At 44.5% G+C, this 26,443-nt stretch carries 25 protein-coding genes; 16 read left to right on the top strand and 9 right to left on the bottom strand.

From position 1 onward, the window contains the following. Positions 1-6: 6 nt before the first annotated feature. The 8 genes from ACUM5Y_RS04350 to ACUM5Y_RS04315 form a co-directional block, all read right to left on the bottom strand. Positions 7-738, bottom strand: a complete 732-nt coding sequence (locus ACUM5Y_RS04350) for an aspartate/glutamate racemase family protein (protein ID WP_445975630.1) — start codon at positions 736-738, stop codon at positions 7-9. A 9-nt stretch (positions 739-747) separates the two neighbouring features. Further along, complete coding sequence (locus ACUM5Y_RS04345) at positions 748-1,413, bottom strand: GntR family transcriptional regulator (RefSeq protein WP_445975629.1); 666 nt, start codon at positions 1,411-1,413, stop codon at positions 748-750. An 82-nt stretch (positions 1,414-1,495) separates the two neighbouring features. Next, positions 1,496-1,999, bottom strand: coding sequence for a nucleoside deaminase (locus ACUM5Y_RS04340; protein WP_445975628.1), 504 nt, complete (start codon positions 1,997-1,999; stop codon positions 1,496-1,498). A 22-nt stretch (positions 2,000-2,021) separates the two neighbouring features. Further along, positions 2,022-3,092, bottom strand: a complete 1,071-nt coding sequence (locus ACUM5Y_RS04335) for an ABC transporter ATP-binding protein (RefSeq protein ID WP_445975627.1) — start codon at positions 3,090-3,092, stop codon at positions 2,022-2,024. Positions 3,093-3,116: 24 nt separating this feature from the next. After that, positions 3,117-3,905 carry an ABC transporter permease gene (locus tag ACUM5Y_RS04330; protein WP_445975626.1) on the bottom strand — a complete coding sequence of 263 codons (789 nt, stop codon included), beginning with the start codon at positions 3,903-3,905 and terminating at the stop codon, positions 3,117-3,119. Then, a complete protein-coding gene (locus tag ACUM5Y_RS04325) occupies positions 3,905-4,807 on the bottom strand; it encodes an ABC transporter permease (protein WP_445975625.1) in 903 nt (300 codons plus the stop codon). Before ACUM5Y_RS04325 ends, ACUM5Y_RS04330 begins: the two co-directional genes overlap by 1 nt. 14 nt (positions 4,808-4,821) lie before the next feature. Continuing rightward, entirely contained in the window at positions 4,822-5,952 is a 1,131-nt protein-coding gene (locus ACUM5Y_RS04320; RefSeq protein WP_445975624.1) for an ABC transporter substrate-binding protein, read from the bottom strand. Between the two features lie 180 nt (positions 5,953-6,132). Beyond that, positions 6,133-6,813 carry a flavin reductase family protein gene (locus tag ACUM5Y_RS04315; RefSeq protein WP_445975623.1) on the bottom strand — a complete coding sequence of 227 codons (681 nt, stop codon included), beginning with the start codon at positions 6,811-6,813 and terminating at the stop codon, positions 6,133-6,135. A gap of 276 nt (positions 6,814-7,089) precedes the next feature. Between ACUM5Y_RS04315 and grpE the strand changes: the two genes are divergently transcribed. The 3 genes from grpE (at position 7,090) to dnaJ (ending at position 10,957) form a co-directional block, all read left to right on the top strand. Further along, on the top strand, positions 7,090-7,668 hold the full coding sequence (grpE, locus tag ACUM5Y_RS04310) for a nucleotide exchange factor GrpE (RefSeq protein WP_445975622.1): 579 nt from the start codon (positions 7,090-7,092) through the stop codon (positions 7,666-7,668). A gap of 100 nt (positions 7,669-7,768) precedes the next feature. Continuing rightward, positions 7,769-9,679: a molecular chaperone DnaK gene (dnaK, locus tag ACUM5Y_RS04305; RefSeq protein WP_445975621.1), complete on the top strand. Its 1,911-nt coding sequence runs from the start codon at positions 7,769-7,771 to the stop codon at positions 9,677-9,679. Between the two features lie 153 nt (positions 9,680-9,832). Continuing rightward, the gene (dnaJ, locus tag ACUM5Y_RS04300) at positions 9,833-10,957 is read left to right on the top strand and encodes a molecular chaperone DnaJ (protein WP_445975620.1); all 1,125 of its coding nucleotides are present in this window, start codon (positions 9,833-9,835) and stop codon (positions 10,955-10,957) included. A 60-nt stretch (positions 10,958-11,017) separates the two neighbouring features. Here the strand turns inward: dnaJ and ACUM5Y_RS04295 are convergent, their stop codons facing one another. Then, a complete protein-coding gene (locus ACUM5Y_RS04295) occupies positions 11,018-11,629 on the bottom strand; it encodes a uridine kinase family protein (protein WP_445975619.1) in 612 nt (203 codons plus the stop codon). Positions 11,630-11,885: 256 nt separating this feature from the next. On the opposite strand from ACUM5Y_RS04295, the gene ACUM5Y_RS04290 reads away from it, so the two are divergent. The 13 genes from ACUM5Y_RS04290 to ACUM5Y_RS04230 all read left to right on the top strand — a co-directional run bounded on the left by ACUM5Y_RS04290 (position 11,886) and on the right by ACUM5Y_RS04230 (position 26,208). Further along, the gene (locus ACUM5Y_RS04290; RefSeq protein WP_445975618.1) at positions 11,886-12,461 is read left to right on the top strand and encodes a uridine kinase; all 576 of its coding nucleotides are present in this window, start codon (positions 11,886-11,888) and stop codon (positions 12,459-12,461) included. A gap of 29 nt (positions 12,462-12,490) precedes the next feature. After that, positions 12,491-12,820, top strand: a complete 330-nt coding sequence (locus tag ACUM5Y_RS04285) for a DUF3392 family protein (protein ID WP_445975617.1) — start codon at positions 12,491-12,493, stop codon at positions 12,818-12,820. A 264-nt stretch (positions 12,821-13,084) separates the two neighbouring features. Continuing rightward, on the top strand, positions 13,085-14,461 hold the full coding sequence (locus ACUM5Y_RS04280; RefSeq protein WP_445975616.1) for a glyceraldehyde-3-phosphate dehydrogenase: 1,377 nt from the start codon (positions 13,085-13,087) through the stop codon (positions 14,459-14,461). A gap of 229 nt (positions 14,462-14,690) precedes the next feature. Next, positions 14,691-15,596 carry a LysR substrate-binding domain-containing protein gene (locus ACUM5Y_RS04275; protein WP_445975615.1) on the top strand — a complete coding sequence of 302 codons (906 nt, stop codon included), beginning with the start codon at positions 14,691-14,693 and terminating at the stop codon, positions 15,594-15,596. A 101-nt stretch (positions 15,597-15,697) separates the two neighbouring features. Further along, positions 15,698-17,227, top strand: coding sequence for a 2,3-bisphosphoglycerate-independent phosphoglycerate mutase (gene gpmI / locus ACUM5Y_RS04270; protein ID WP_445975614.1), 1,530 nt, complete (start codon positions 15,698-15,700; stop codon positions 17,225-17,227). An 8-nt stretch (positions 17,228-17,235) separates the two neighbouring features. Next, positions 17,236-18,384, top strand: a complete 1,149-nt coding sequence (locus ACUM5Y_RS04265) for a murein hydrolase activator EnvC family protein (RefSeq protein WP_445975613.1) — start codon at positions 17,236-17,238, stop codon at positions 18,382-18,384. Between the two features lie 39 nt (positions 18,385-18,423). Then, complete coding sequence (locus ACUM5Y_RS04260; protein ID WP_445975612.1) at positions 18,424-19,698, top strand: S41 family peptidase; 1,275 nt, start codon at positions 18,424-18,426, stop codon at positions 19,696-19,698. An 8-nt stretch (positions 19,699-19,706) separates the two neighbouring features. Then, positions 19,707-20,867 (top strand): divergent polysaccharide deacetylase family protein, encoded by a 1,161-nt coding sequence (locus tag ACUM5Y_RS04255; RefSeq protein WP_445975611.1) that lies wholly within the window; start codon positions 19,707-19,709, stop codon positions 20,865-20,867. Positions 20,868-21,239: 372 nt separating this feature from the next. Next, positions 21,240-22,352: a branched-chain amino acid ABC transporter substrate-binding protein gene (locus tag ACUM5Y_RS04250; RefSeq protein ID WP_445975610.1), complete on the top strand. Its 1,113-nt coding sequence runs from the start codon at positions 21,240-21,242 to the stop codon at positions 22,350-22,352. Between the two features lie 81 nt (positions 22,353-22,433). Continuing rightward, positions 22,434-23,345: an ABC transporter permease subunit gene (locus ACUM5Y_RS04245; RefSeq protein ID WP_445975609.1), complete on the top strand. Its 912-nt coding sequence runs from the start codon at positions 22,434-22,436 to the stop codon at positions 23,343-23,345. Beyond that, complete coding sequence (gene livM / locus ACUM5Y_RS04240; protein ID WP_445975608.1) at positions 23,346-24,620, top strand: high-affinity branched-chain amino acid ABC transporter permease LivM; 1,275 nt, start codon at positions 23,346-23,348, stop codon at positions 24,618-24,620. Then, complete coding sequence (locus tag ACUM5Y_RS04235; RefSeq protein ID WP_445975607.1) at positions 24,617-25,498, top strand: ABC transporter ATP-binding protein; 882 nt, start codon at positions 24,617-24,619, stop codon at positions 25,496-25,498. The genes livM and ACUM5Y_RS04235 overlap by 4 nt, the downstream gene beginning before the upstream one ends. Further along, complete coding sequence (locus ACUM5Y_RS04230) at positions 25,495-26,208, top strand: ABC transporter ATP-binding protein (protein WP_445975606.1); 714 nt, start codon at positions 25,495-25,497, stop codon at positions 26,206-26,208. Before ACUM5Y_RS04235 ends, ACUM5Y_RS04230 begins: the two co-directional genes overlap by 4 nt. Positions 26,209-26,443: the final 235 nt, after the last annotated feature.

Genomic DNA, 26,443 nt, shown 5'->3' with positions numbered 1-26,443 from the left:
TGTTGACTAAGCACTCCAATGCTCGTAACGGCCGCGAAAATATTTAGGAAGAGGAGAGGAGTACAAACCTTTCTTAGATGTATTTAGATTTAGCTGATAAAGGGACTCTGCTAATTTTACGGCAGCGGTGACACCGTCGACAACAGGGACATCTAATTCTAGGGTTAGTTGGTGCGCTAATTTAGACATCCCTGCGCACCCTAGCACTATGGCTTCAGCGCCATCTAAAAGAATGGCTTTTTCGCACTCAGATTTTAAGCGTATATATACGTCTTCTTGCAAATCTTCAAAATTCAGTACCGCAATATTCGTTGCTCTTACTCCGCTACATAAATGTTCGTATCCATATCGTTTTAACAAGTGCTCGCTTGCTGGTAACGTTTTTTGCATAGTAGTTACTATACCGAATCGGTATGACACCAAGCTAGCAAGTTGAAATGCAGCCTCAGCAATACCAATAACAGGTACAGATGCTAACTCTCTCGCAGCATCCAGAGCTGGGTCACCGAAGCACGCTATAATATGAGCATCCACACCTTGCTGTTCTCCTAGCCTAATTGCATCTAATAAAGCTGCACCAGCGATGACATCATCAAAAGCGCTCTCAATACTAGCTGGACCATGAGTGGCTGACACCGCGATAACATTGGTATTAGGGAGTGCCACCGATTGAGCTGACTCTGATATTTTTTGCGTCATCAGTTGACTGGTATTGGGGTTTATTAGATGCAATTCCATTTAAAAATCCTATTTTGAAAATAGTGTTTTAAAATTAATAGAGGCTTCTGTAGCAACATTTAAGTTAAGTGAGTCTCTAATATGTTCTAGATGATGTTTCATCCATACTTTAGCCTCTTTAGCTTGCCCTTTATCGAGTAGGTCTAATAGCTCCTCATGGTCACCACATTCACAACTGATACTGTTTTTGGAGCCATATGCGGCGACAACGAGAGAAGAACGATAGCAGAGTTGCTCAATAAATTCGGCCAACACTGTGTTATTTGCTAACTTAGCTAGCTCGTAATGAAATTGTGCTGTGAGCTGTATTCCTCGTGCGAGATCTTTATCTCTATCTGCGACTTTTTCTTGTTTCACTTGCTCCCTAAATTGAGAAGATAAGTTCTTATCCCAATTTGAAATGACATCTTGGATAAGCTGAGGCTCTAATAGAATGCGACTCGCAAATACTTCTTTTGCCTCTTTTTCACTGGGTTTGCTTACATGAGCACCTTTATTGGCTTGTATCGTCACAAAACGCTCTAAAGCTAAACGCTGAAGAACCTTACGAATACCTGTGCGACTAACTCCAAACGCTTCAGATAATTTGTCTTCAGGTAATCGAACACCAGGTGGAAGTTGATGCTCGACAATTGCATTTAGAATTTTTTGGTAGATTTCTACATCGCTAGACATTTGTTTTCCATTACTTGTGTTTCTATTAAGGTACGTACACAAATGCTTAGTACCGTGTTGTTATTTTTAGTGGGTGTGCTACTCAATTTGCTTCTTCTGAAGCTGCTTCCTTTGCCCAATGCTTGATAATGGCGAGGGCTTCCTCTGATTCATGCTGTGAAGAGGTAATACGCCTTTCTTCTATCCGCATACCGACTTGTTCTCTTAAATCATCAGTATCAACGTTCTTATAAATTGTATTCTCAAGAGGCTTAAAGTGCTCAGTGCAAGAAGTAAGATTGGATGCATAATAAATAGCTTCAATACCTACTACATACATTGTGGCGACACAGATAGAGCAGGGTTCGCATGAGGTGTAAAGCTGACACCCAGACAAATTAACAGTATCAAGCTTTTGGCAAGCGTCTCTTATTGCCTCAACTTCGCCGTGAGCAGTAGGGTCCAGTTTACTAAGGACTTGATTGTAACCTAATCCTACGATCTCTCCTTCTTTTACTACCACGGCGCCAAAAGGTTGACCGTGTTTATGGCATACACTCTTCTTGGATAGCTCTAATGCTTTAAGCATGAACTCTTGTTTATACATAGTTAAGGGTCTCCTATTAGGCTTAAGAAGCTAAAAGAAATGCGTTTTCTGCATTCCATGATAATGTAAGATCTGCACCATATCTTAAGTTTAACGACTCAACTTCATGTTGCTGTTTTTGTACTTTAAATTCTTGACCATTTTCGAGCTCAATAAAAAGAGTGATCACTGAGCCAACAAACTCTTCACCACTAATCTTACCTTTGACTTTTTGATCCCCACTGTCATCTAGGTAAATACAGTCAGCTGCAATAACAAGCTTAGATGGAGTGCCTTTTTGAGCTCCGATAAAAGACTTAGCATTAAATACCCCCAAGTCTGTTTGAATTTCAGATGTTTGATTTTTGGTCTGAAAAATCGTTCCAGAAATTAAGTTGTTCATGCCTATGAATTCAGCAACAAAGGAGTTATTGGGGGCTCGATAAATTTGCTTGGGCGTCCCTATCTGTTGCACTTTACCCTGATTCATAATTACAACACGATCAGACATAGTGAAGGCTTCCGATTGTGAGTGAGTGACATATATAAAAGTAATGCCTAATTCCTTATGTAAGCGCACTAGCTCAGTTTGCATTTTGATTCTAAGGTGTGAATCTAGGGCGCTTAACGGTTCATCTAGTAATAATATCCTTGGCTCTGTGACCAGTGCTCGTGCAAGGGCAACGCGTTGTCTCTGGCCCCCAGATAGTTGTGAAATGTTGCGCTTAGAGAATTCGGTTAAGCCCATTCGTTTAATCCACTCAGCTGCTTTTTTTGTGCGCACTTCGCTTGGAACGCCTTTCATTCGCAGTGGGAATTCGATGTTTTCTTGTACATTGAGAAATGGAAATAAAGCAAAATTTTGCCAGACCATAGGCATCCCTCGCTTTTCAGTAGGGACTTCTAACTGGGACTCTCCATCCAAATAAAGTGCTCCAGAAGTTGGGTTATCTAGCCCGGCCATCATTCTTAGAGTGGTCGATTTACCGCATCCACTTGGTCCCATTAAAGAAATGAACTCTCCCTTTTTAATATCTAAGTTTAAGTCGTCTACAGCGATAAAATTAGAATATTCCATAGAAATGTTTTTCAAACTTAATAATGCAGCAGTCATGTCTGGCTCCAATGTAGAATGAGTTTAAGTTGTTGGCTGTTTCTTTCTCATCAGCCAGAGTGTGCTAGCTACCAGGCTAAAAGTAAGTGCGAATACTAGTGTTCCAATCGCATTAATCCTAGGACTGACTTGACCTTGCAATAGGTTCAAAATTCGTACGGGCAGTGTTTCATTCAACCCACCGACAAACCATGCGATCATGAATTCGTCAAAGGAAATGGCAAAAGACAAAAAGAATGCCGCAAAAATTGCAGTACGACAGTGAGGTAGAATAACGAAAATGATGCCTTGTATTCGGCTAGCGCCTAAATTCCAAGCAGCAGACTCTATTGAGGCATCTAACTCCTTTAAGCGTAAGCTGATTAAAGCCATGGAAAAGGATGAAGCTATAGCAATGTGTGCAATGGCAATGGCTTTTAATTCACCGAACAGACCAAAACGAGCAAAAAATGCAAGCAGAGCTATCCCCATAACTGTTGGTGGTATGGCTGGCGGTATGGCAACGATTAAATTAAGTGTAGTCTTGCCACGAAACTTATATCTATAGTCAACATATGCGGCTAAAAAGCCGATAATAGTGGCTCCAAGAGCGGTTGAAAGCCCAACAGATATACTGTTTATTGCACTTTCTATCACCATAGGCTCGTTTAAAATTGCTTCGTACCAACGAAGGCTAAAGCCTGACCAAGGGAAGCCGGGAAAGCGATCTTCGTTAAAGGAAAATATAACAATCATCGTGATTGGAGTGGCGATAAACCCAAATATTAAAAGTAGATATAATCGCTCCAAAAAATAGATACAGCGTGCCTGCATTATCTTTTCTCCTTGCTTGATAAAAGTTGAGATAGCAGTAATACGAGGCCAATAAAAAGCATCATTACAATGCCAATAACGGCTGCTCTTGGCCATTGAGCACCAGACTTAATCGTATCAACGATCAAAATACTCAAAGTCGGAGGGTTGCTTCCCGACAGTAATAAAGGGGCAATGTAGTCCGAGAAAGTCAGCATGAATACAGTTGTAATAGCCAATAAAATGCCATTTCGGATAGAGGGTAGTAATACATGCCAAAATACTTGATATGAACGACAGCCTAAATTTGAGGCCGCCTCTAGTTGGCTTCGGTCAACTCCGAGTAATGAAAAAGTCAGAATTAATACGACGACAGGTAGACATAAGGTTAAATAGCCTATTTGTAATGCAAAAGTACCTCCTAGCATGTCTATTGAAGCAAAACCTAAATGGCTAAACGCCCAATTAATCAACCCTTGTGGGCTCAATACGACTTGCCAAGCGTATGCACGAAGCACATAGCTGGTAAAAACAGGTACTACTAATAAAGCGATTAAAATGGGTTGGTATTTCTTATTGATTCTAAATGCCAAGATGCACGCCGCCGGCAATGCAATAATTATTGCAATAATTGAGCTGAGAGCAGACATCTGAACTGTATAAGCTAATGCTTTCTGAAAAGAATTAGATCCTAAAATTCTAATCCAGTTATCCATCACAAAAGCTGGAACGGGCTTGTAGAACTTTACCTCCCAAAAGGTTAAAGCCAACAGGAAAAACATAGGTAATACAAAAAACATAAATTGCCACAATAAAGGGGGAAGGGCTAAGGCAGCTGGAAACCAGCGGCCCTTCCTAACTTTAATTGAGGGTTTTATTGATATGTCTTTTGATAGGGTTAAGTTATCTGAACAATTATCCATAATCCCCTCATTTGTCACGCGCTTTTAAAGTCTGTCCATAAATCATTCCATGTTTCTATAGACTGATTAGAAGGTAGCTGACGATATGCAATTTTTTTCGTTCTAAATTCATCCATCACATTCGGTGCATTAAGCTGCATTCGTAGTAGTTCTGCTTCGGCTGGCATGGTCTTATTCAGCAGCTCCCAGCCGGCTTTGCTCGGTATGCTTTTCTTGTTGTCAGGCTTAGTTGCCATCAAAGCTTGCCCTTTAGGTGATGTCGTCCACTGAATGAATTTACGAGCAAGATCTTGTTTGGGGGAGGACTTTAAAATGGACATGGACTCAGTCCACTGTAGGCCACCTTCATTTGGAATAATAGTGTCTACAGGTACTCCACTTTCTCTTAGGCCAAGAGTAATCCATTCCCCAATACCAGGGATTAAAGTTGCTTGGCGGTTAGAGAAGGAAGAGAAAATGTCTGCAATGGTATAAAAGCCTGAAGCTTGCCCTCTTAGAGACATTAACTTGTTTGACATTAGGTCAAATTCTGCACCAGATAAATCGAATGGTGTTTTGTTCCCTGCTGCTAGGCTGACACAACCCATTGAAGGTAAGTAAAAGTCGAAGAAACCAACTTTGTCTTTTGCTTTGTCGCTCCACATAACATCATAGGACTCAACTTCTTCAGGGCGGAATATCTCGGTGTTATAAGAAAGCCCTAGGTAGCCAAAATCCGTCATAACAGAGTACAGGTCACCATCAAACCAATGTAATGGAAACTCTTGGAATTCTGGCCAGTAGTCGTCGAGTGGATAGTCGTCAGGGTTAAGCTTTTGAAGGAAATCGGCTTCTTTCAATAGGTGCATATATTCTGCATCTGCCATAACGACATCGAAAGAACCTGGCGGTGCTTGATGCAATAGCGCCAGCATCTGATCACCACCAACGTACTCTTTTATTCTCACCTTCACATTGTGGGCTTTTTCAAACTCAGCTATTAGGTAGGGGTCTGCATTACCTGGCCAAGCTAAATAGTTTAGAACTCTAGGTGAATCGGAGTAAGCAAAGTTAGAATAAGGCGCAACAGCTGCTGTTGCTCCCATTGCTGCACCGGCTTTTATGAAGTCCCTACGGGACCAACCATTCATCTTTGATTTATTCATTGTGGACACCATTGTATACAATTTAAGACGTTTAATTTAAGGCATGATATGTGCCAATTTTAAAAAATCTTTTACAAACAAATAGATATGATTTTTCTGTCTGTTTTTATCTTGAATTTTTAGGTTTTTTTGTATGCAAAAGATCTATAAAGGTGCATACAATTGTATTTTGCACCATGATTAGTCGCCATTGCTGGCTTTTTCTGCCCAAACGCGTAATTGATTAACCTTGCCAAATTCTTCTTTTTTTATTGTCTTTAAATCAAAGTATTCTCTTGTTCTGACATATCCCTGTCCGCCCATACGGCCCACGGCATCAAGACCAATTTGATTAATATAAAGATTGTCTTTATCTATGATTGATTCATTGACATGGACCATAACTACTTCACCTAATAATAAGTCCCCATACTCACCTGTTGATATGTTGCTAAACAGCCTGCATTCGAGAGATACCATTGATTCCTTTATTCTTGGTGTATTAATTAAAGTCCCTGGGTGGACTGAAAGGCCAGCCATACAGGCTTCATCGACACTGCTTTCAAATTGAACTGCACAGATATTCATTGCCTCTACCAGTGCATCAGACACTATGTTTACCGTGAATTCTTCGCTCTCGATAATATTCTTATAGGTATCTTTTAGTTGGCCGTCTGGCATGCGTTGTATTCCGAAACCGACTAATGGGGGGTTGACGGAAAGGGCATTAAAAAAGCTGAAGGGGGCTGCATTCAACACCCCTTTGAGATTAATGCTTGTGACTAACGCTATTGGCCTTGGTACAACGCTGGCTGATAAAATTTTGTATCGCTCTTGTGCTGTGATGGAAGAGAAATCAATTGAATAAGTTTTGTTGTTCATGGAGCCTCCTTTTTGTATACAATCATAAGCTATAATTGTGCCAGTTTTGTTTTTTAGGTTTTTTATTGGGAGGGAAATAGGTGGTGTTGCCCCGCTCTTTTGCTTGTAGCGCTTTAAAAAACACCTTTAACCATATGATGCATTGGCGAATTTCCGTCATGTCATTATTAAAGGGAGGAATCCCTTAAAATTAATGCGGATTTAGTGTTGAAAGGTAAAAAGCAGACCCCATATAGCCCTGACAGAGTGAACTATTTCTGTTATTTGGAGTAAAAAATGAGTGATCAGCAAGAAAAAACCACGGTAGAAGCGGAGCAAGTTTTGAATAGCGAAACAGAAGGTCAAGCAGCGGAAGGCATCCTAGAGCCAGAAGCGGAAATATTTGAAGACGCACCAGAGAACGAAGAGCTGGCAAAAGCGTTAGAAGAAGCAGCTCAATATAAAGAAGCGGCCCTTCGTGCTCAAGCCGATGCGCAAAACGTTCGTCGTCGTGCTGAACTGGATGTTGAAAAAGCCCACAAATTCGGCCTAGAGAAGTTTGCCAAGTCTGTTGTAAACGTGGCGGACAATCTTGAGCGTGCTTTGGCATCTGCTCCGAGTACAGGTGAAGCTGACCCTGTTCGTGAAGGTGTAGAGTTAACGCTGAAAGATTTGATTGAAACCCTTGCTCGTTTTGAAGTGAAGGTTGTCGATCCACACGGTGAACCTTTCAACCCTGATCTGCATCAGGCGATGACTATGGTACCGAACCCAGAAATGGAGCCTAACACTGTTATGGATGTTATCCAGAAGGGTTACACGCTTCATGGACGCTTGTTGCGCCCAGCAATGGTCGTGGTTTCAAGCGCAGCATAAAATACTGTCATTTTTTTGACACTGGTCGCTTGAAAAGCTCAAAAGCGTACCCAAATACAGATTATCAACGAAACAAACGAATTTAACGGAGATACACACCATGGGTAAAATCATTGGTATTGACTTAGGTACAACTAACTCTTGTGTTGCTGTCTTAGACGGCGAAAAAGCACGCGTAATCGAAAACGCTGAAGGCGATCGCACCACTCCATCCATCGTAGCTTACACAGACGATGGCGAAACATTGGTGGGTCAGTCTGCTAAGCGTCAAGCGGTTACCAACCCAAACAACACTATCTTCGCGGTTAAGCGCCTTATCGGTCGTCGCTTTAAAGATGATGTTGTACAGAAAGACATCTCTATGGTGCCATACAAAATCATTGGTGCTGAAAACGGTGATGCTTGGGTAGAAGTAAAAGGCGACAAGAAAGCGCCACCACAAGTATCTGCTGAAATTCTTAAGAAAATGAAGAAAACAGCGGAAGACTTCCTAGGCGAAAAAGTAACAGAAGCAGTTATCACTGTGCCTGCTTACTTTAACGACTCTCAGCGTCAAGCAACAAAAGATGCGGGTAAAATCGCTGGTTTAGAAGTTAAACGTATTATCAACGAGCCAACAGCAGCTGCCTTGGCTTACGGCCTAGACAAAAACGCTGGCGATTCTACCATTGCGGTATATGACCTTGGTGGTGGTACATTCGATATCTCTATCATCGAAATCGCTGACGTAGATGGCGAGAAGCAATTCGAAGTATTGTCGACAAACGGTGATACTTTCCTAGGTGGTGAAGATTTCGACATGCGCGTTATCGAATACCTAGCAGACGAATTCAAGAAACAGTCTGGTATCGATCTACACAGTGATCCATTAGCGCTTCAGCGTCTTAAAGAAGCTGGTGAGAAAGCGAAAGTTGAGTTGTCTTCTTCTTCTCAAACAGAAGTTAACTTGCCTTACATCACTGCGGATGCGACTGGTCCTAAGCACTTGAACGTGAAATTGACTCGTTCTAAGTTGGAATCTTTGGTTGAAGAATTGGTTGTTAAGTCTCTTGAGCCTTGCCGCCAAGCACTTAAAGATGCAGAGCTTTCTGCTTCTGAAATCGATGAAGTTATCTTGGTTGGTGGTCAGACTCGTATGCCACTAGTACAAGCTAAAGTGTCTGAATTCTTCGGCAAAGAGCCACGTAAAGACGTTAACCCAGATGAAGCGGTAGCGATTGGTGCTTCTATCCAAGGTGCGGTACTAGCAGGTGATGTAAAAGACGTTCTTCTTCTAGACGTTACACCACTGTCTCTAGGTATCGAGACTATGGGTGGCGTGATGACAGCCTTGATCGAGAAAAACACTACGATCCCAACGAAGAAATCACAAACTTTCTCAACAGCAGAAGACAACCAGAATGCGGTAACTATCCACGCATTGCAGGGTGAGCGTAAGCAAGCGGCACAAAACAAATCTCTAGGTCGTTTCGACTTGGCAGATATCCCACCAGCACCACGTGGTGTGCCACAAATCGAAGTAAGCTTCGACATTGATGCGAACGGTATCTTGAGTGTTTCTGCGAAAGATAAAGCGACAGGCAAAGAGCAATCTATCGTCATCAAAGCCTCTTCTGGTTTGAGTGATGAAGAAGTCGAAAAAATGGTTCAGGACGCTGAAGCGAATGCGGAAGAAGACCGCAAGTTCGAAGAACTTGTACAGGTTCGCAACACAGCTGACGGCATGATCCACGCAACTCGCAAAACTTTGACTGACGCTGGCGATAAAGCGACAGAAGAAGAGAAAACAGCGATTGAAACAGCAATCACTGAATTGGAAGAAGCGCTAACGTCTAACGACAAAGAGAAGATCGAAGAGAAAACCAATGCGTTGACTCAAGCATCTGGCACTTTGGCTCAGAAGATGTACGCAGAAGCAGAAGCGGCTGAACAAGCGCCAGAAGGCGAAGCTAAGCCACAAGATGATGCAGTAGACGCTGAATTTGAAGAAGTAAAAGACGAGAAAAAATAAGCCTTAAACGCTTATTCTTGTCGCCCTTTTAATAGGGCCAGTTATAGCGAACACGGTTTTAGGACCGTGTTTTGCTATTTACAATCTCTATAACAAGACATTGTAAAGCTAACATTTTTTACGACCCAGACTAATGATTCAGGAATACCTGCGATGAGCAAAAGAGACTATTACGAGGTTCTTGGCGTTGCCAAAGACGCGGATAAAAAAGCAATCAAGAAAGCGTATCGCTCGTTAGCCAATAAATACCACCCTGATAAAAACCCAGACAACGCAGAAGCCCTTGAGAAATTCAAAGAGTTGGCGGAAGCCTACGAAATTTTGTCTTCTGAAGAAAAGCGTGAAGCTTATGACCGTTTCGGTCATGAAGGCGTAAATGGTCAAGGTGGCTATGGCGGTGGCGCGGGTGCAGGCGGCTTTAGTGACATCTTCGGTGATGTATTTGGAGATATCTTTGGCGGTGGTGGCGGTCAACAAAGCCGTACTCGTCGTGGCTCCGATCTACGTTACACCCTAGAGCTAGACCTAGAACAAGCGGTATGGGGTTGTGATGAAAAAATTCGCATTCCAACGGCGGTAAACTGTAAGACATGTGATGGTACTGGTGCGAAAAAAGGCACTAAGCCAGTGACCTGTCCTACCTGTCAGGGTCAAGGGCAAGTTCGTGTTTCACAGGGCTTTTTCTCCGTACAGCAAACCTGTCCACAGTGTCATGGTCAAGGTCAGATTATCAGTGACCCATGTAATGACTGTCATGGCCAAGGCCGTAAGCAAGAATACAAAACTTTGTCTGTGAAAATTCCTGCAGGCGTGGATACGGGTGACCGTATTCGTCTATCAGGTGAAGGCGAAGCTGGACCACATGGTGGCCCTTCTGGTGACTTGTTCGTGCAAGTCTCGGTAAAAGAGCACAACATCTTCGAACGTGACGGTGCGAACCTGTACTGTGAAGTGCCAATTAGCTTCACTACCGCGGCGCTAGGTGGTGAAATTGATGTACCAACCCTAGATGGTCGAGTACGTTTGAAAGTCACGGCTGAGTGTCAGACAGGTAAGTTGTTCCGTCTGCGTAACAAAGGTGTTAAGCCGGTACGCGGTGGCCCAGTGGGTGACTTGATCTGTAAGGTTGTGGTGGAAACACCGGTCAACCTGACGGCGCGTCAGAAAGAATTGTTTGAAGAGTTAGCTGGCAGCATGGGAGAAGGCACAAACCATTCTCCTAAGCAAAAAAGCTGGTTTGATGGCGTAAAACGTTTCTTTGACGACATCAAAAAATAACGGTTCAAGCCATTATGGGACGAGTCAATTAGGACTTGTCCAGATATAAGAAAAAGGCGCCTATTTGGCGCCTTTTTCTTTGAGTAAGAAATCGATGTGACTTCTTAATAGGTTCGCGGCATTCGTGAAGCTTTTATTATTTGGGATAATAAAATCGGCTTTGCTACGAATGTCGATGGTTTTCAGTGCGGCTTGACGGACATGACGCATGTAGCGGCTGGTCACTTCGTTCACATTACGACCACGTTCTGCAATATCACGTTTCAAACGACGCACGACTGCAATGTCCATATCCGTATCCACGTACAGCAGATAATCCACGGCATCACGTACCCCAGAGTCTTGGAACATCATGTGACCTTCCACCAACACTACATGGGTAGAATCAAGATTACGGTAACCGACACGTTTGTGTTGAGAGTGGTCATAAACTGGAATTTCATTAGGTTGTTGACGGTTCTTACAATTGTGAATGGCGAGGGTCAAACTTTCTATGTCTAACGAACTTAGATCATCAAAGTTGTATACGTCTGGGTCGATGCTACCGCAGCCATTATAAAAGTCGTCCTGACATAGAAGGGTTATTTTGTCACCTTGGCCTTCAGCAAGAAGGGAGCAAAGTCGGCTTTTGCCACTGCCGGATACGCCAGTAACGCCAATAATAAGCGCCATGTTTTACCTCAAAAAATAGAGTGAGAGAGTACCTGTCCTTAACGGAGAGGGTGATGGCGCAATATTAGCAGATATCACAGAGTAGCAACCAGTTATTGCCAGTGCTTTTTGTGGCTGGCAAAGAAAGTATTAAAAAAGGATTGTTTCATTGCGTTAACGCACCTTATGGAAGTTATTTAACTTTGCTATGCTAAAGATAAGTGTGAATTTTGGTCTGTTTACCAGCTTTCTAGTTGTTACTATTGCGAGGAATGCAATGCACTTTCAGCGATTGACTCTGTGTTTTATCTACCTTTATAGCTTGCTCTTTGCCACTGTCTCATGGGCGCAAAGCGGTGAATTATCAGCTGATGAAGCCAATGTAGAGAGTGTTTCGAACAGTGCTGAGCTATTCGGCCTACGAATTAATGACTTGAGCAAAGAGCAACTTGAAGCCCAGCTTTCTGCCATGGGTCTGCAATCTTTCCCTTCTTACAAAAACGACGTGGTGAGCTATAGCTTAGGTACCGAAGGTATTTTAGGCATCAAGATATTGTCCGTGTATTTCAATCAATCGGATTACTTCCGCCAAGCCATTATGGCAGGCATAGTAGAAGACAATGAAAAACGCCGCTTACTAGGCACTCTATTGGTGAAAAAATACGGTGAGCCAGATGTTGGCTACGTAAACGATGGCTACGGCCGAGCCAAATGGTTGTTTGATGAAGGTAACTATATTGAACTGCATAACACAACGTTCGATGTGTCAGTAAGTTATGTTGATGAGCGCCCGAAAATTGAATCCCGTTCCGGCTCTATCGACGTTCACGCCTTATCAAGACAATCCCGTTAATATCCATCTTTTGCTAGACGACGCCTGTTATGTTGCTGCTCGACCTTAACTTACGCCTAGCGTACTTCTTACAGCCTTATCTTGATGATATTTCCTTGGCCTTGATGGCGACCTGTTTGGTGATTTATGGGGATAAAGTAAATGGCTTTGTTAAGCGTCAGGTATCTGCTTGGGTTTTCATTGCCCGCATTATGGCGTTTATCTTGATGTGCACCTTCGGCTATGGGTTACTTACTCTGTGGGGGCAGCCGGTTATTTATTGGGCGATCACCCAGGTGGATCTGGTATATCGTCCGTTAGCTATTTTCGCCAGTTTCTGTCTGCTAGGGGTGCTGGCAGAAAGAAAACGCTATTTATAAAAAATATTTCATGAAAGTTCCTCACATTTTTTGTTGCCGAATTACGAAATTGAGCAACTAAACCCTTCCTTCTAGGCTTATCAATCTTACGAATGTAGTAAAGTTTCTAAACCTGTCAGAGTATTTCGTTATTAATATAAAATAACTTCTAAATTACGGATTAATAAGGATTTTTTGTTGCCTTATTACAATTTGTTTTTGCCAAAAACAGACGTTAGACTGCGCTCATCTTGATCACACAGCGTCTTTTTTCGGGGGCAGAAAATGACAAACACTTGGTTACAAGCACTTTCACAAGCGGAATCTATGATTCCACTGTTGGGTAAACTTGGTCGTGAAAAAGCGGTTAAAGTTCAGCTTGCGGGGAATACCCTAATGGCTGATTCAGTGACCGCACTGATGGCGACTTTTGAACAATATCCAGAACTAGATCTTGTGCAAGTCTATCAAGTGTTGGAGCAGTTGCTTGCCAGCGATGTGCAGCACACTTCTGTTGAGCTTGAAAGTCTTATTGCTGAGCAAGATGTGAAAACCTTGATCAATGCTCAGTCTTTGACCAACACAGATACTACACCGGTTGTATTGTATGGTTTCGGCCGAATTGGTCGTTTATTAGCGCGTCGTATGTGTACATTAGGTCATACCACGCCAGGCATGGCGTTGGCGGCAATTGTGGTTCGCAAAGCCTGTGATAACGACTTAGCGAAACGTGCCAGCTTACTGAAATACGACTCAGTACACGGTACCTACGACGGAGTAGTAAAGGTCGATGAAGCGAATCAAGCCTTGATCATCAATGGTCAAAGCGTAAAAATCATTTACGCAAGCGATCCTGCTCAGGTGGACTACCAGTCTCATGGCATTGACCAAGCGTTATTGGTGGATAACACAGGCCGCTGGCGTGACCATGATGGTTTGAGTGTTCACTTGAATCGTCCAGGTATTGAGCGAGTTGTCTTAACCGCACCGGGTAAGGAAATGAAAAACATTGTCTTCGGTGTCAATGATCAAGACCTAACAGATGACGATCGTATTGTCTCTGCGGCGTCTTGTACCACTAATGCGATTACGCCAATCTTGTCTGTGTTGGAAGACAAATACGGTATCGAGTCCGGTCATGTGGAAACCGTACACGCTTACACCAATGACCAAAACCTGATTGATAATATCCATAAAGGCGATCGTCGTGGCCGCGCTGCGGGCATGAATATGGTGATGACAGAAACGGGCGCTGCGAAAGCGGTTTCCAAAGCCATTCCTTCCTTAGAAGGCAAGCTGAGCGGAAGTGCCATTCGCGTTCCAGTAATTAACGTATCCATTGCCGTACTAAGCTTGAACCTTAAAGCTGCGGCAAGCGTTGACGAGATTAATCAGTTGCTTAAAGCGGCTTCTCAAAGTGCTGAGCTGACAGGACAAATTGGCTACAGTGATGGTGCCGATGCGGTAAGTTCTGATTTCATTGGTTCTCAGCAGGCTGGGGTGGTGGATTCCTTGTCAACGAAAGTTCGTGACAACCAAGCTATCCTGTACGTTTGGTACGATAACGAATACGGCTACAGCTGCCAGGTTGTACGCTTAATGGAAAAACTTGCTCAAGCTAACCTACAAGGTTGTGCGCTCATTGAAGATGCTGCAGCTTAAGCTGGCTAAAAGTTAGCGTTTTAAAAGTGCGTCCTTTTTAGGTCGCACTTTTTTTGTTTCAGGCTTTGCCTATAACCTGTAATTATTCATTCCCTAAATGGCAATGTCTTTGTCATCAGCGGGTAAAATAATAAGCTTTTCAGAATATCCTCGGTTTTCTGTTTGGGGATATGTGGGTTATACGGTACAGTTAATATTTCTCTCATACTCAGCAAAAGATGGAAACTACATGCGGCGTTATATCCCGTCCTCCACAGCGCTCAAGTGTTTTGAAGCGTCGGTTCGACATTTAAGTTTTACCCGTGCTGCAGAGGAACTGCATCTGACTCAAAGTGCTGTGAGTCGTCAAATCCGTAATCTCGAAGAGTTTCTAGCCAGAGACTTGTTTATTCGTCTTAATAAACGTTTAGTGCTCACTGGAACTGGGGCGGCTTATTATAAAGAAGTTGTACCCCTCTTAGATGGCATGGAGAACGCCTGTTTGCGTATGCTCCATAGAGAAGACGAAAAAACCACATTAACGATTTCAACCTTGCCAACCTTTGCTTCCCATTGGTTGATGCCTCGGCTTGCGGAATTTCAGGCGTCCCATCCGCAATTTCAGATCAAGGTTCGGTCATTAGACGACGCCGCAAAGATTGACCCTGAAAACATTGATATTATTTTGCATTATGGTGGCGACCATTGGCCTAGGGCTGTGTCTCATCAATTGTTGCGGGAACAGGTGGTGGCCGTATGTTCCCCGCAACTGCTGACAACGGCTAAAGGTTCTGGGCCGCAGGGCGGTTGGCGGGCAGAAGATGTCACTCAATTTCAATTATTACATTTGTCATCCCGTATTAATGCTTGGCCAGACTGGATGGTCTCACAAGGCTTAGAAAGTGGTTCCTACGTAGGTACTTCATTCGCGCATTTTCATATGTTGTTGGAAGCGGCGAAAAACACCATGGGCATCGCGGTGATACCGACCATAATCGCAGAGCGAAGCTTAGCCAGCGGTGAGCTGGTTGCACCTTTTGGAGAGCCTGTACCCACCACACATGAGTACCTTTTGTCCTACCCAGCCGATAAGGCAGACCTAGAGCAAGTGGTGACATTTAGGGATTGGCTATTGGCAAAATGCCGCGAACCATAAAGAGAATTAATGGTCCGAATAGTTAAACGGATATGTAATAAAATTACAAATCTTGTTAGTATCAAGCCATTGTCATCATCAATCTATGGGATTAAGTTCATATGAAAAAGCAGACAACAGCACTCTTTATTCTAGATGGTTGGGGCTATAGCGAAACCTCTAAGTCTAATGCCATTGCCGCTGCCAATACGCCGAACTGGGATGCGCTTTGGGCAAACAAGCCTCATGCCCTGATTAAAACCTCTGGTTTAGCCGTAGGTTTGCCAGAAGGTCAAATGGGTAACTCCGAAGTGGGTCATATGAATTTGGGCGCAGGTCGAGTGGTTTACCAAAACTTCACTCGCATTGGCAAAGCCATAGAAGATGGTAGCTTCTTTGAAAACCCAGCTTTGGTTGCTGGGATTGATAAAGCCGTACAGGCTGGTAAAGCGGTACACATTCTAGGTTTGCTCTCTGCGGGTGGTGTACACAGCCATCACGAGCAAATCATGGCAATGTGTGAAATGGCCGTGAAGCGTGGCGCGAAAGCCGTTTATGTTCACGGTTTCACCGACGGTCGTGATACGCCGCCACGTTCTGCACAAGATCCTATTGCCGACCTTGAAGCGAAATTAGCTGAGTTAGGTACAGGTAAAATTGCTACCTTGACTGGCCGTTACTTCGCCCTAGACCGTGATAACCGTTGGGACCGTGTTCAGGCCGCCTACGATGCCATTGTACTGGGTAAAGGTGTTCATCAAGCAGCAAGTGCTAAAGAAGCGGTACAAGAAGCTTATGCTCGGGATGAAAACGATGAGTTCGTGACAGCAACCGTTATTGGTGATGCTGTAAGCGTAGAAGATGGCGATACAATTGTGTTTGCTAACTTCCGCCCTGACCGCGCTCGTCAGTTGACTCGTGCTTTCACTGATGCCGATTTTGCTGGTTTTGAACGTGCAGCCACACCTGAGCTATCTGCTTTCATTACTTTCACTGAATTTGCCTCTGACATCAAAGCGGACGTTGCCTTCCCGCCTGTGGCGCTAAGCAACACCTTGGGTGAAGTGTTAGCGAAAGCGGGCAAAAAACAGCTTCGTATTGCTGAAACTGAAAAGTACGCTCACGTTACTTTCTTCTTTAATGGCGGCGAAGAAGCTTTGTTTGATGGAGAAGAGCGCGAGCTGATTCCTTCACCAAACGTTGCCACTTACGACTTACAACCTGAAATGAGCGCGCCAGAAGTGACCGACAAACTAGTCGAAGTCATTGAAGCGGGTAAATACGATACGATTATCTGTAACTTTGCCAACGGCGACATGGTTGGACACAGTGGTATCTTTGAAGCAGCGGTTGCAGCGGTAGAAGCGGTAGATGCTTGTATTGGTCGTATCCTAAAAGCGCTAGAAGTGAATGGTGGCCAGTGTCTTATCACAGCCGACCACGGTAACGTTGAGCAGATGCTAAGTGATGATGGTACTCAGCCATTAACGTCTCACACGATCGAGCCTGTGCCATTAGTTTTGGTTACGCCAACTGCGGGTCTAGGCATTCAAACTGGTGCTCTATGTGATATCGCGCCAACTTTGTTGGATATGATGGGCATGGAAAAACCTGAAGAAATGACAGGCGTAAGCTTGTTGACTCGCCAGTGAGAAACTCAATGTTGTTAGCTTTTCGTGCCATCATCTGTGGTTTGCTAATCACCCTACTGCCCAGTGTGAGCTGGGCGGCAGGGGAGCCGCAAACGCCAGAAGAAGCCAAACAGCAAATTGAAGCTTTGCAGAAAGATCTGAAAAAGCTCAATAGTTGGATGAAAGAGCTGAAGTCGGAACGATCGGGAGTAGAAAGCCAGCTGGAAGAGAAAGAGCAGGCTATTCAAGACTTGATTAAGAAGCTGCAACAGATAGAGCAGAACATACAGAAAAGTGAGCAACAGCTTGGTGACCTCCGCCTGCAGCAAAAGTCGCTGCAGAGGAGCATCCAACAACAGAATGAACAAATAGCCGCCCAATTGAGGGCGGTTTATCGTTCTGGTGATGAAGAAGGTGTCAAACTATTGCTAAATGGCACCAGTGCCGAACAAGCGCAGCGCTTGGTGCAATATAACCGTTACTTTTCCAATGCTCGTGCCTCCTTGATAAATGGTTTTATTAACGAGGTGGGGGATTTAGAACTGGTCGAAAAAAGCATTCGTAGCCACAGTGCCCAGCAAGTAAGAGAAAAAGCCGTGCTGGTGGAGGAGCGCCAAAGACTGAAGGCGCAACAACAAGAGCGTCGTCAAATATTGGCGAAAATCGATAAAGACTTGCAGACCGGTGGGCAGCGCACCGCACAAATTGCCCAAGACCAAAAGAATGTACAGTCCCTATTACAGCAGCTTGAAGAAGCTTTGGCCCTGGCCGAAATCCAAATACCTGATCAGGATGTCCCTTTTTCTTCCCAACGCGGAAAACTTATTAAACCTTTACCAAAACTTGCGGCTCTACCCACCGATGGTCGAGTTAATCTAGGTGGTGTTACCTTAAGGGCTGAAGAGGGCGAATACGTTCATGCTATCTATCAAGGACGAGTCGTTTTTTCTGATTGGATGCGTGGCTTCGGTTTTCTGTTAATATTGGACCATGGTGACGGTTATATGTCCTTGTATGGCTATAACCAAAGTTTATTGAAAGAGGTTGGTGAGTGGGTCGGCGCAAATGATAGAGTGGCAACAGTCGGTCGCTCAGGTGGTCGTGCGGATGCCGGTTTATTTTTCGCCATTCGACATAATGGTACACCGCTCAAACCCCTCGCTTGGGTTCGTTCCTAAGCGATTACAAGGCGTAAAGCATACGGAGAAAAATTGCTAATGAGTATTAAATCGACATGTATTCGTGCTTTTGCCAGCTTGTCTTTCGCTCTATTGCTGTCTGTGTCTGCAACGGCGGCAGAAGGGCAATCCCCCATCATAAAAATCCAATCGTTTGTAGAAGCCTTTGAAACCATTCGTGAAGGTTATGTGGAAGTGCTAAGCGACGAAGAAGTCATGCAAAAAGCTTTGAAGGGTATGGTTTCCGCCCTCGACCCACACTCAGAATACTTCACTGAAGAAGAACTAGCCGAATTTAACGAACTGACTTCAGGTAAATACGCGGGTATCGGTATTGAGGTTGAGTTTAAAGATAAGCGATTAACCATCATTACACCGATTGATAATTCTTCTGCAGCTCATGCAGGCATATTACCTGGTGATGTGATCGTTAAAATCGACCACACACTGATCACAGATTTAACCATGCAAGATATCGTCAACTTAATGCGTGGTGAAATTGGCTCTACAGTACATCTGGATATCGAACGTGGTGACGAAAGCTTAGAGTTCGACGTTGAGCGTCGCTTGGTACAAGAAAACAGCGTGACCTCGAAATGGCTAAAACCTGGATTAGCTTACTTCCGAATTAGCCAGTTCCAGAGCAATAGTGATGAAGACCTTTACCAAGCTATTGAGGATTTACAAAGCGAAGGGGAAATAGAAAGCCTAGTGCTGGACCTTCGTAATAACCCTGGGGGTATTTTGCAAAGTGCCGTTGGGGTGGTGGATGCTTTTATCGATAAAGGCTTGATTGTCTATACAGATGGTCGTCATGAAATATCTAAAAACCAATATCTGGCTTCCCTTGCTAACACTCGATTATTGAAAGCACCCATGGTGGTTTTGGTGAATGAAGGTTCGGCGTCCGCTTCGGAAATTGTTGCAGGGGCTTTGCAGGATCACGGCCGGGCTATCATTATAGGGGTTGAAACCTTCGGTAAAGGCTCGGTGCAAACCATAGTGCCCTTATCCAATGGTGATGCGGTTAAAATCACCACTGCTTTGTATTACACCCCCAACCGCCGCTCGATTCAGGCGCAAGGCATTGTGCCTGATCTAACTGTGCCTCAAGCTAAGCTGACGGTGGACACCAATCACTTTTTCGTAAAAGAGTCTGAACTGAAAGGCCACCTTAGCAATGGCACAGGCGGTGAAGAGTATAAAAGTTCTCATGTGGCAACCGGTATTAACGAGTTGTCGCAAACCGACTATCAGCTTTATCAAGCTACCTTAATTCTGCAGTCCTTACCCAAGTTGTATAAAACCCAGTGATGTTTTTTTTGAAAAATGCGTTAACACGAAAAGAGAAAGGCCTGAATTTACTAAGAAAGGTGCTGTTAATCCCCCTAGTATTTGTGGCGATGACAAGTGGCGCACAGGACCAAGCAGAGCCTAGAATCGAAACGAACACGGCAGGTCCTGTTGTGTTACAAAAGGCAAGAGATAAGGCGACTTCTGCTAAAACGACTGCTGACTTACTCCATTGGCTTGGGCCTATCGTTCTTGATGGCAGCTATGCTAGTGATCCTGAGAAGACCTCGCCCAGAGTGCTTGGGCCGGTGACGCCATGGACTCCCGTTGTTTCACCTCTATTAGAAAGCTTGAGCGATCTCACACCAGAAGCTACTGCTAACGCTTCAAAACAAGAACCGACAAAGGATCAAAGTGAGGTGGCTGAGCAGGCTACGGATGAGCTAGAGGAGAAGTCGACCTCTTTAGCGGTTAAGCCTGCAGAAAAAGAAGCGCCTCAATTACCTAAGATAGTTATCCTGATAGATGATCTAGGCTATAACCGTAAAGGCATGGAAGCAGCATTAGATTTACCTCCAGAGGTCGCCTTGGCTATTTTGCCAAGCACGCCTTTCGCGTTGAAGACTGCAGAGGTTTCTCAGCAACAAAAGCGTATCACCTTATTGCATGCGCCCATGGAGAATCAGCGCGAGCTGAAATTAGGGCCTGGTGGCTTGTACGCCAATATGACGGAGCAAGAGCTAAAAAACTCTCTAATCAAAGACATCGACAGCTTGCCGGGGATTGTTGGTGTCAATAATCACATGGGTAGTTTACTGACGACCAAGCAAACTTCTATGAATTGGGTGATGGAAACGTTGCAAGAACGTTCTTTGTTCTTCATTGATAGTTTGACGAGTCCAAAGAGTGTTGCTCAGCAAACAGCCCAAGACTATGGCTTAAGAACTGTGAGCCGTGATGTTTTCTTGGATAACATACGCAATGAAAAAGCCATAGATAAACAGTTCAATCGTTTACTAAAAACGGCTCGATCACAGGGTGTCGCCTTAGCCATTGGTCATCCATATCCTGAAACCATGGCCTATTTGCATAAGCGCCTTCAGCAAATCGACGGTGATGGCGTTCAACTTGCGCCTTTAACGGATATCTTAATAGTGCCGTCCAAAAAGCTGGCTCAAGCCCAGCATTAAGGCGTATTTCGGGTCTTTTCCTATCTAATTAACTCATTGTTCTAATGTTAAAAAGACAGATTGCATGGTTTAAGCGTGCAGTCTGTCTTTCATGCAGAGAACCGCGCTTTTTATTTTCTTCTGTGGTTGATTACATCGCAAAATTTGTACTTTTGGTAAAAAAATGTAGCAGGTCGTGCCCCATTTGAGTGCTCATCTATTGACCGGTGATAGGCCAAAGCTTAATCTCTAGCGACGTTATGGTGCGCAAATTATGAACGACTGCGGCCATCACAGTTCCGGAAGATAGACGATTCACTGGTTTGTTTTTTTGGAACGCTTCTTGCTTTTGAATAATAACGATAAAACCCAAAATGAATAGAGGCTCTTCTTATGTCAAATATGCTTGTTAAAAGAACACTGCTATCAATTGCTGTTGCGGGTACTGTTACATTGGCCCAAGCCGATGTCGTCATTGGTGTTGCGGGACCGCACACAGGCGCTTACGCTGCTTTCGGTGAACAACTGTGGAAAGGGGCTGAGAAAGCCGCAGCGGACATTAACGCTGCTGGTGGTCTAAATGGCGAAATGATCAAGCTAATCAAAGCGGACGATGCTTGTGAGCCTAAGCAAGCGGTATCGGTTGCTAACCGCTTAGTTGACTCTGACGAAGCTGTGGCTGTAGTTGGTCACTTCTGTTCATCTTCTACTTTGCCTGCTTCTAATATTTATGAAGAAGCCGGTGTGATGGTGGTTACGCCAGCCTCTACTAACCCTCAAATTACAGAGCGTGGTTTAGATAACGTTTTCCGTGTGTGTGGTCGTGATGACCAGCAAGGTGATGTGGCAGCAAGCTACATTGTTGACACATTGGGCGCTAAACGCGTAGCGATTATTCACGATAAAGACACTTACGGTAAAGGTCTTGCGGATGCGACCAAATCTACTTTGAACTCACTTGGTGTAAACGAAGTGATGTACGAAGGTCTAACTCGTGGTGAAAAAGACTTTAACGCCCTGATCACTAAGATACGTTCGGTTGATGCTGACGTGGTTTACTTCGGTGGTCTGCATTCAGAAGCTGGCCCATTGGTTCGCCAGTTGCGTGAGCAAGGATCAAAAGCCATCTTTATGTCGGGTGACGGTATCGTATCGGATGAGTTTGTATCCGTTGCGGGCTCCCCACAATACGTAGATGGCGTACTAATGACATTTGGTGCGGATCCAACCTCTTACCCAACAGGTAAAAAAGTCATTAAAGAATTCCGTGATTCCGGCTATGAGCCAGAAGGTTACACACTTTACTCATACACTGCCATGCAAGTGGTGGCTGCTGCACTTTCAAATAACGACCTTGACCCGATCAAGGGTGCTGATTGGTTGAAATCTCATTCCGTTGATACGGTAATGGGTACTAAGACCTTCGATTCCAAAGGTGACTTAACTGTGTCCGACTACGTAATGTACGAATGGGACGGCACAGGCGCTTACACTCAACTCAACTAATATTTAGTCGATCTAGGCTTATCAACTCACGCGGTTGATAAGCCTCCTTTCTATTTTCTACCACTCTCACGAGGTCTTACGATGGATATCGTTCTCCAGCAGCTGGTAAACGGCCTGACTCTTGGCTCGGTTTATGGACTTATTGCGATCGGGTATACCATGGTATACGGCATCATTGGCATGATTAACTTTGCCCATGGTGATGTTTATATGGTGTCTTCTTACATCACGGCTATTGCCATTGCGTTACTGACTTTTTTTGGTCTGGAATCTTTCCCTATTATTATCCTCGGGACGCTGTTCATCACCATTGTTGTGACGGGAACCTACGGTTGGGTTATTGAGCGGGTTGCTTATCGCCCATTGCGTAATTCGAGTCGTCTATCGGTATTAATCTCTGCGATTGGTATGTCATTGATCTTACAGAACTATGTTCAATTAAGTCAGGGGGCGAACCAGCAGGGTGTACCAACCTTACTGACTGGTGCTCTGCGCTTTGATGTGGGTGATGGTTTTGTGCAAATCACTTACATGAAGGTCTTTATCCTGATTGCCTCTTTCTTAGGCATGGGAGTACTTACCTATATTATTCAAAAAACCAAATTAGGCCGTATGTGTCGTGCGACTCAGCAAGACCGTAAGATGGCGTCTATTTTGGGCATTAACACAGACCGCATTATCTCCATCGTTTTCGTGATTGGTGCCACCATGGCAGCCCTTGCTGGTGTTTTGATCACGTTAGATTACGGTGCTTTCGACTTCTATGTGGGCTTTATTATCGGTATCAAAGCCTTTACCGCAGCGGTATTGGGTGGCATCGGCTCGTTACCGGGCGCTATGTTGGGTGGACTGATTCTTGGTCTATCAGAAGCTTTGTTTGCAGGCTTAATTAGCTCGGATTATAAGGATGTTTTCTCCTTCTCCTTGTTGGTACTTATTCTAATCATTCGTCCGAGTGGTCTACTGGGTAAACCTGAAGTGGAGAAAGTATAGATGAGTGCATCCAGTTCAATTAACTTTAATAAAAGCCTGATTGATGGCCTATTAGCTGGTTTATTGGCTTTAATCGTCTTTGGCCCGATTGTCGGTGTAGTGTTAGACGGCTATGAGTTTAACGCCCAGTTTGATCGTGTGGCTTGGATGGTGGGTATCGTCGCCATTGGCCGCTTTGTGGTGTCATGTTTTTTCCAAACCGCCAAAGGCCAAGCGTTAGCGTTTCAGTATGCGAATAATGACGACGGTGTGGTGGTTCGTTCGCCAGATCACAAGTCGAAGCTTGTCTGGGTGATTCCTGTGGTGATCGCCATTGGCTTATTGGTGCCCTTTGTCGCCTCTAAGTATGTATTGACGGTCATTATCCTCGGGCTGATTTATGTGCTGTTAGGCTTGGGGCTAAACATAGTGGTGGGCTTGGCAGGTTTGCTAGACCTAGGCTTTGTGGGCTTTTATGCCATAGGTGCTTATGGCTTGGCGTTAGGGTATGAAAACCTTGGTTTGGGCTTCTGGTCCATGCTGCCTATCGCTGCGATACTGGCCGCTATTGCTGGGGCCATTCTGGGCTTTCCGGTATTGCGAATGCACGGGGACTATCTGGCCATCGTAACCCTAGGTTTTGGTGAGATTATCCGTCTTGTGCTAACCAACTGGGCATCTTTTACTCATGGGCCGAATGGTGTTTCAGCGCCGCTACCGACTTTCTTTGGATTGGAATTTAAACGGCGCTCCCGCGATGGGGAGACCTTCCATGAATTTTTTAATATCCCTTATGACTCCGCTTACAAATACATGTTCGTCTACTTGATTCTATTCATCGTGGTGTGGGCGGTATTGTTTGTGAAGCATCGACTGGTAAAAATGCCGATTGGACGTGCGTGGGAAGCTCTTCGTGAAGACGAAATTGCATGTCGTTCCCTTGGGCTAAACCATGTGTTGGTGAAGTTGTCTGCCTTTATGTTGGGGGCTTCTACAGCAGGTCTTGCAGGGGTTTTCTTTGCGACTTACCAAGGCTTTGTTAACCCATCTTCCTTCACCTTTTTTGAGTCGGCTTTGATTCTTGCCATCGTGGTATTGGGCGGCATGGGCTCTACTTTAGGTGTGGTAATCGCGGCTTTTTGTTTGACCGTATTGCCAGAGTTACTGCGGGAGTTTGCGGAATATCGAGTGCTGATGTTTGGTATCTTGATGGTTGTCATGATGATTTGGAAACCTAGAGGCATAGTGCGCGTAACACGAACTGGTTTTGCCGCAAGAAAAGGAGTCATCAAATGAGCCAAGAAAATATCTTAGCCGTAAAAAATTTAGTGATGCATTTTGGCGGCATTAAAGCCCTTAACGATGTCACTTTTGATATTAAACGTGGCTCAGTCTCAGCGCTAATTGGCCCTAACGGTGCGGGTAAAACAACTGTTTTTAACTGCCTAACAGGTTTTTATAAGGCCACCGGAGGTGACATTAATTTGTCGGCCTGTGGTCGTGAAACCAGTATTATTAAAGTGCTTGGTGAGCCCTTTAAAACCAGTGATTACTTTTCTCCGGTGGCGTTTTTCGGGCGTCTTAAATATAAGATGTTTGGGGGATCTCACTTGGTAAACCGTGCTGGTTTATCTCGAACTTTCCAAAATATTCGCTTGTTTAAAGAAATGTCCGTGGTGGAAAACCTGCTGGTTGCCCAGCATATGCAGGCTAATCGCAGCATGATGGCAGGTATTTTAAACACCAAGGCTTATCAACAAGCGGAAGAAGAAGCGCTGGAAAGAGCGTTTTACTGGTTAGGGGTTGTGGATCTGGCGGACTTTGCTAATCGCCTGGCGGGTGAGCTTTCCTATGGTCAGCAAAGACGTTTGGAAATTGCTCGGGCCATGTGTACCAACCCAGAAATTGTCTGTTTGGATGAGCCTGCTGCGGGTCTTAACCCTTCGGAAACTGAAGCCTTAACCAAGATGATCCGAGTGTTGCGCGATGAGCACAATACTACCGTGCTATTGATCGAGCATGATATGGGCATGGTGATGGATATCTCGGACTACATAGTGGTGTTAGACCATGGGGAAGTGATCGCCAAAGGTGGCCCAGACGACATTAAGAACAACAGCAAAGTAATTGCCGCGTATCTTGGCGCAGAAGAAGGTGAAGAGGTGTCCCTATGAGCGCGTTAATGGAATTTAAAAACGTCGATGTCCATTACGGGCCGATTCAGGCGTTGAAGAAGGTATCGTTAAGCGTTAACGAAGGGGAAATAGCGACACTTATCGGTGCCAATGGTGCTGGTAAATCCACTCTGTTAATGTCGATCTTTGGTCAGCCGCGCATTTCGGCGGGTGAGATCATTTATCGTGGAGAAGATATTTCCCAGAAATCTGCCCACTATGTAGCCTCGAATGGCTTGGCACAATCACCAGAAGGGCGACGTATTTTCCCTGGCATGTCGGTAGAAGAAAACCTCTTGATGGGCACGATTCCGATTGGTATGGATCATGCGGAAGAAGACATGCAAAAGATGTTTGAATTGTTTCCGCGCCTATTAGAGCGTCGTAATCAAAGGGCGTCCACTATGTCGGGTGGTGAGCAGCAAATGCTGGCCATTGCCCGAGCGTTAATGAGCCGTCCTAAATTACTGTTGTTGGACGAACCCAGCTTGGGATTAGCGCCGATCATAGTGAAGCAAATCTTTAAAATCCTTGAAGACGTGGCCAGTACCGGCATGACGATCTTCTTGGTGGAGCAAAATGCCAACCACGCCTTAAAACTTGCCGACCGTGGCTATGTGATGGTGAATGGTGAAATTCGTATGTCGGGCAGTGGCGATGAGCTGTTGGTTAACCCTGAAGTGCGTGAAGCGTATTTAGGCGGACATTAAGCCTAGTTGTGCTGATCTAAGATAAAACAACGCGACCTGGTGTTATGCACAGGGTCGCGTTTTTTTTACGATGTGCATTACCTGCTCAGTTCTGCACAGCTTTTGATGTAGGGGTTAAGTAATTATTTGAAGTAGATATAGTAAGAATCGAATTCAACTTCAAAGTTCGCTAGAACCTAAATTATGCTACGATTTGTGGTTCATTGAACACAGTCGCAGTTATTTATAGCGAGGC

It is taken from the genome of Marinomonas dokdonensis (assembly GCF_052747885.1).
This window is presented reverse-complemented; position numbering and strand designations above follow the sequence as displayed.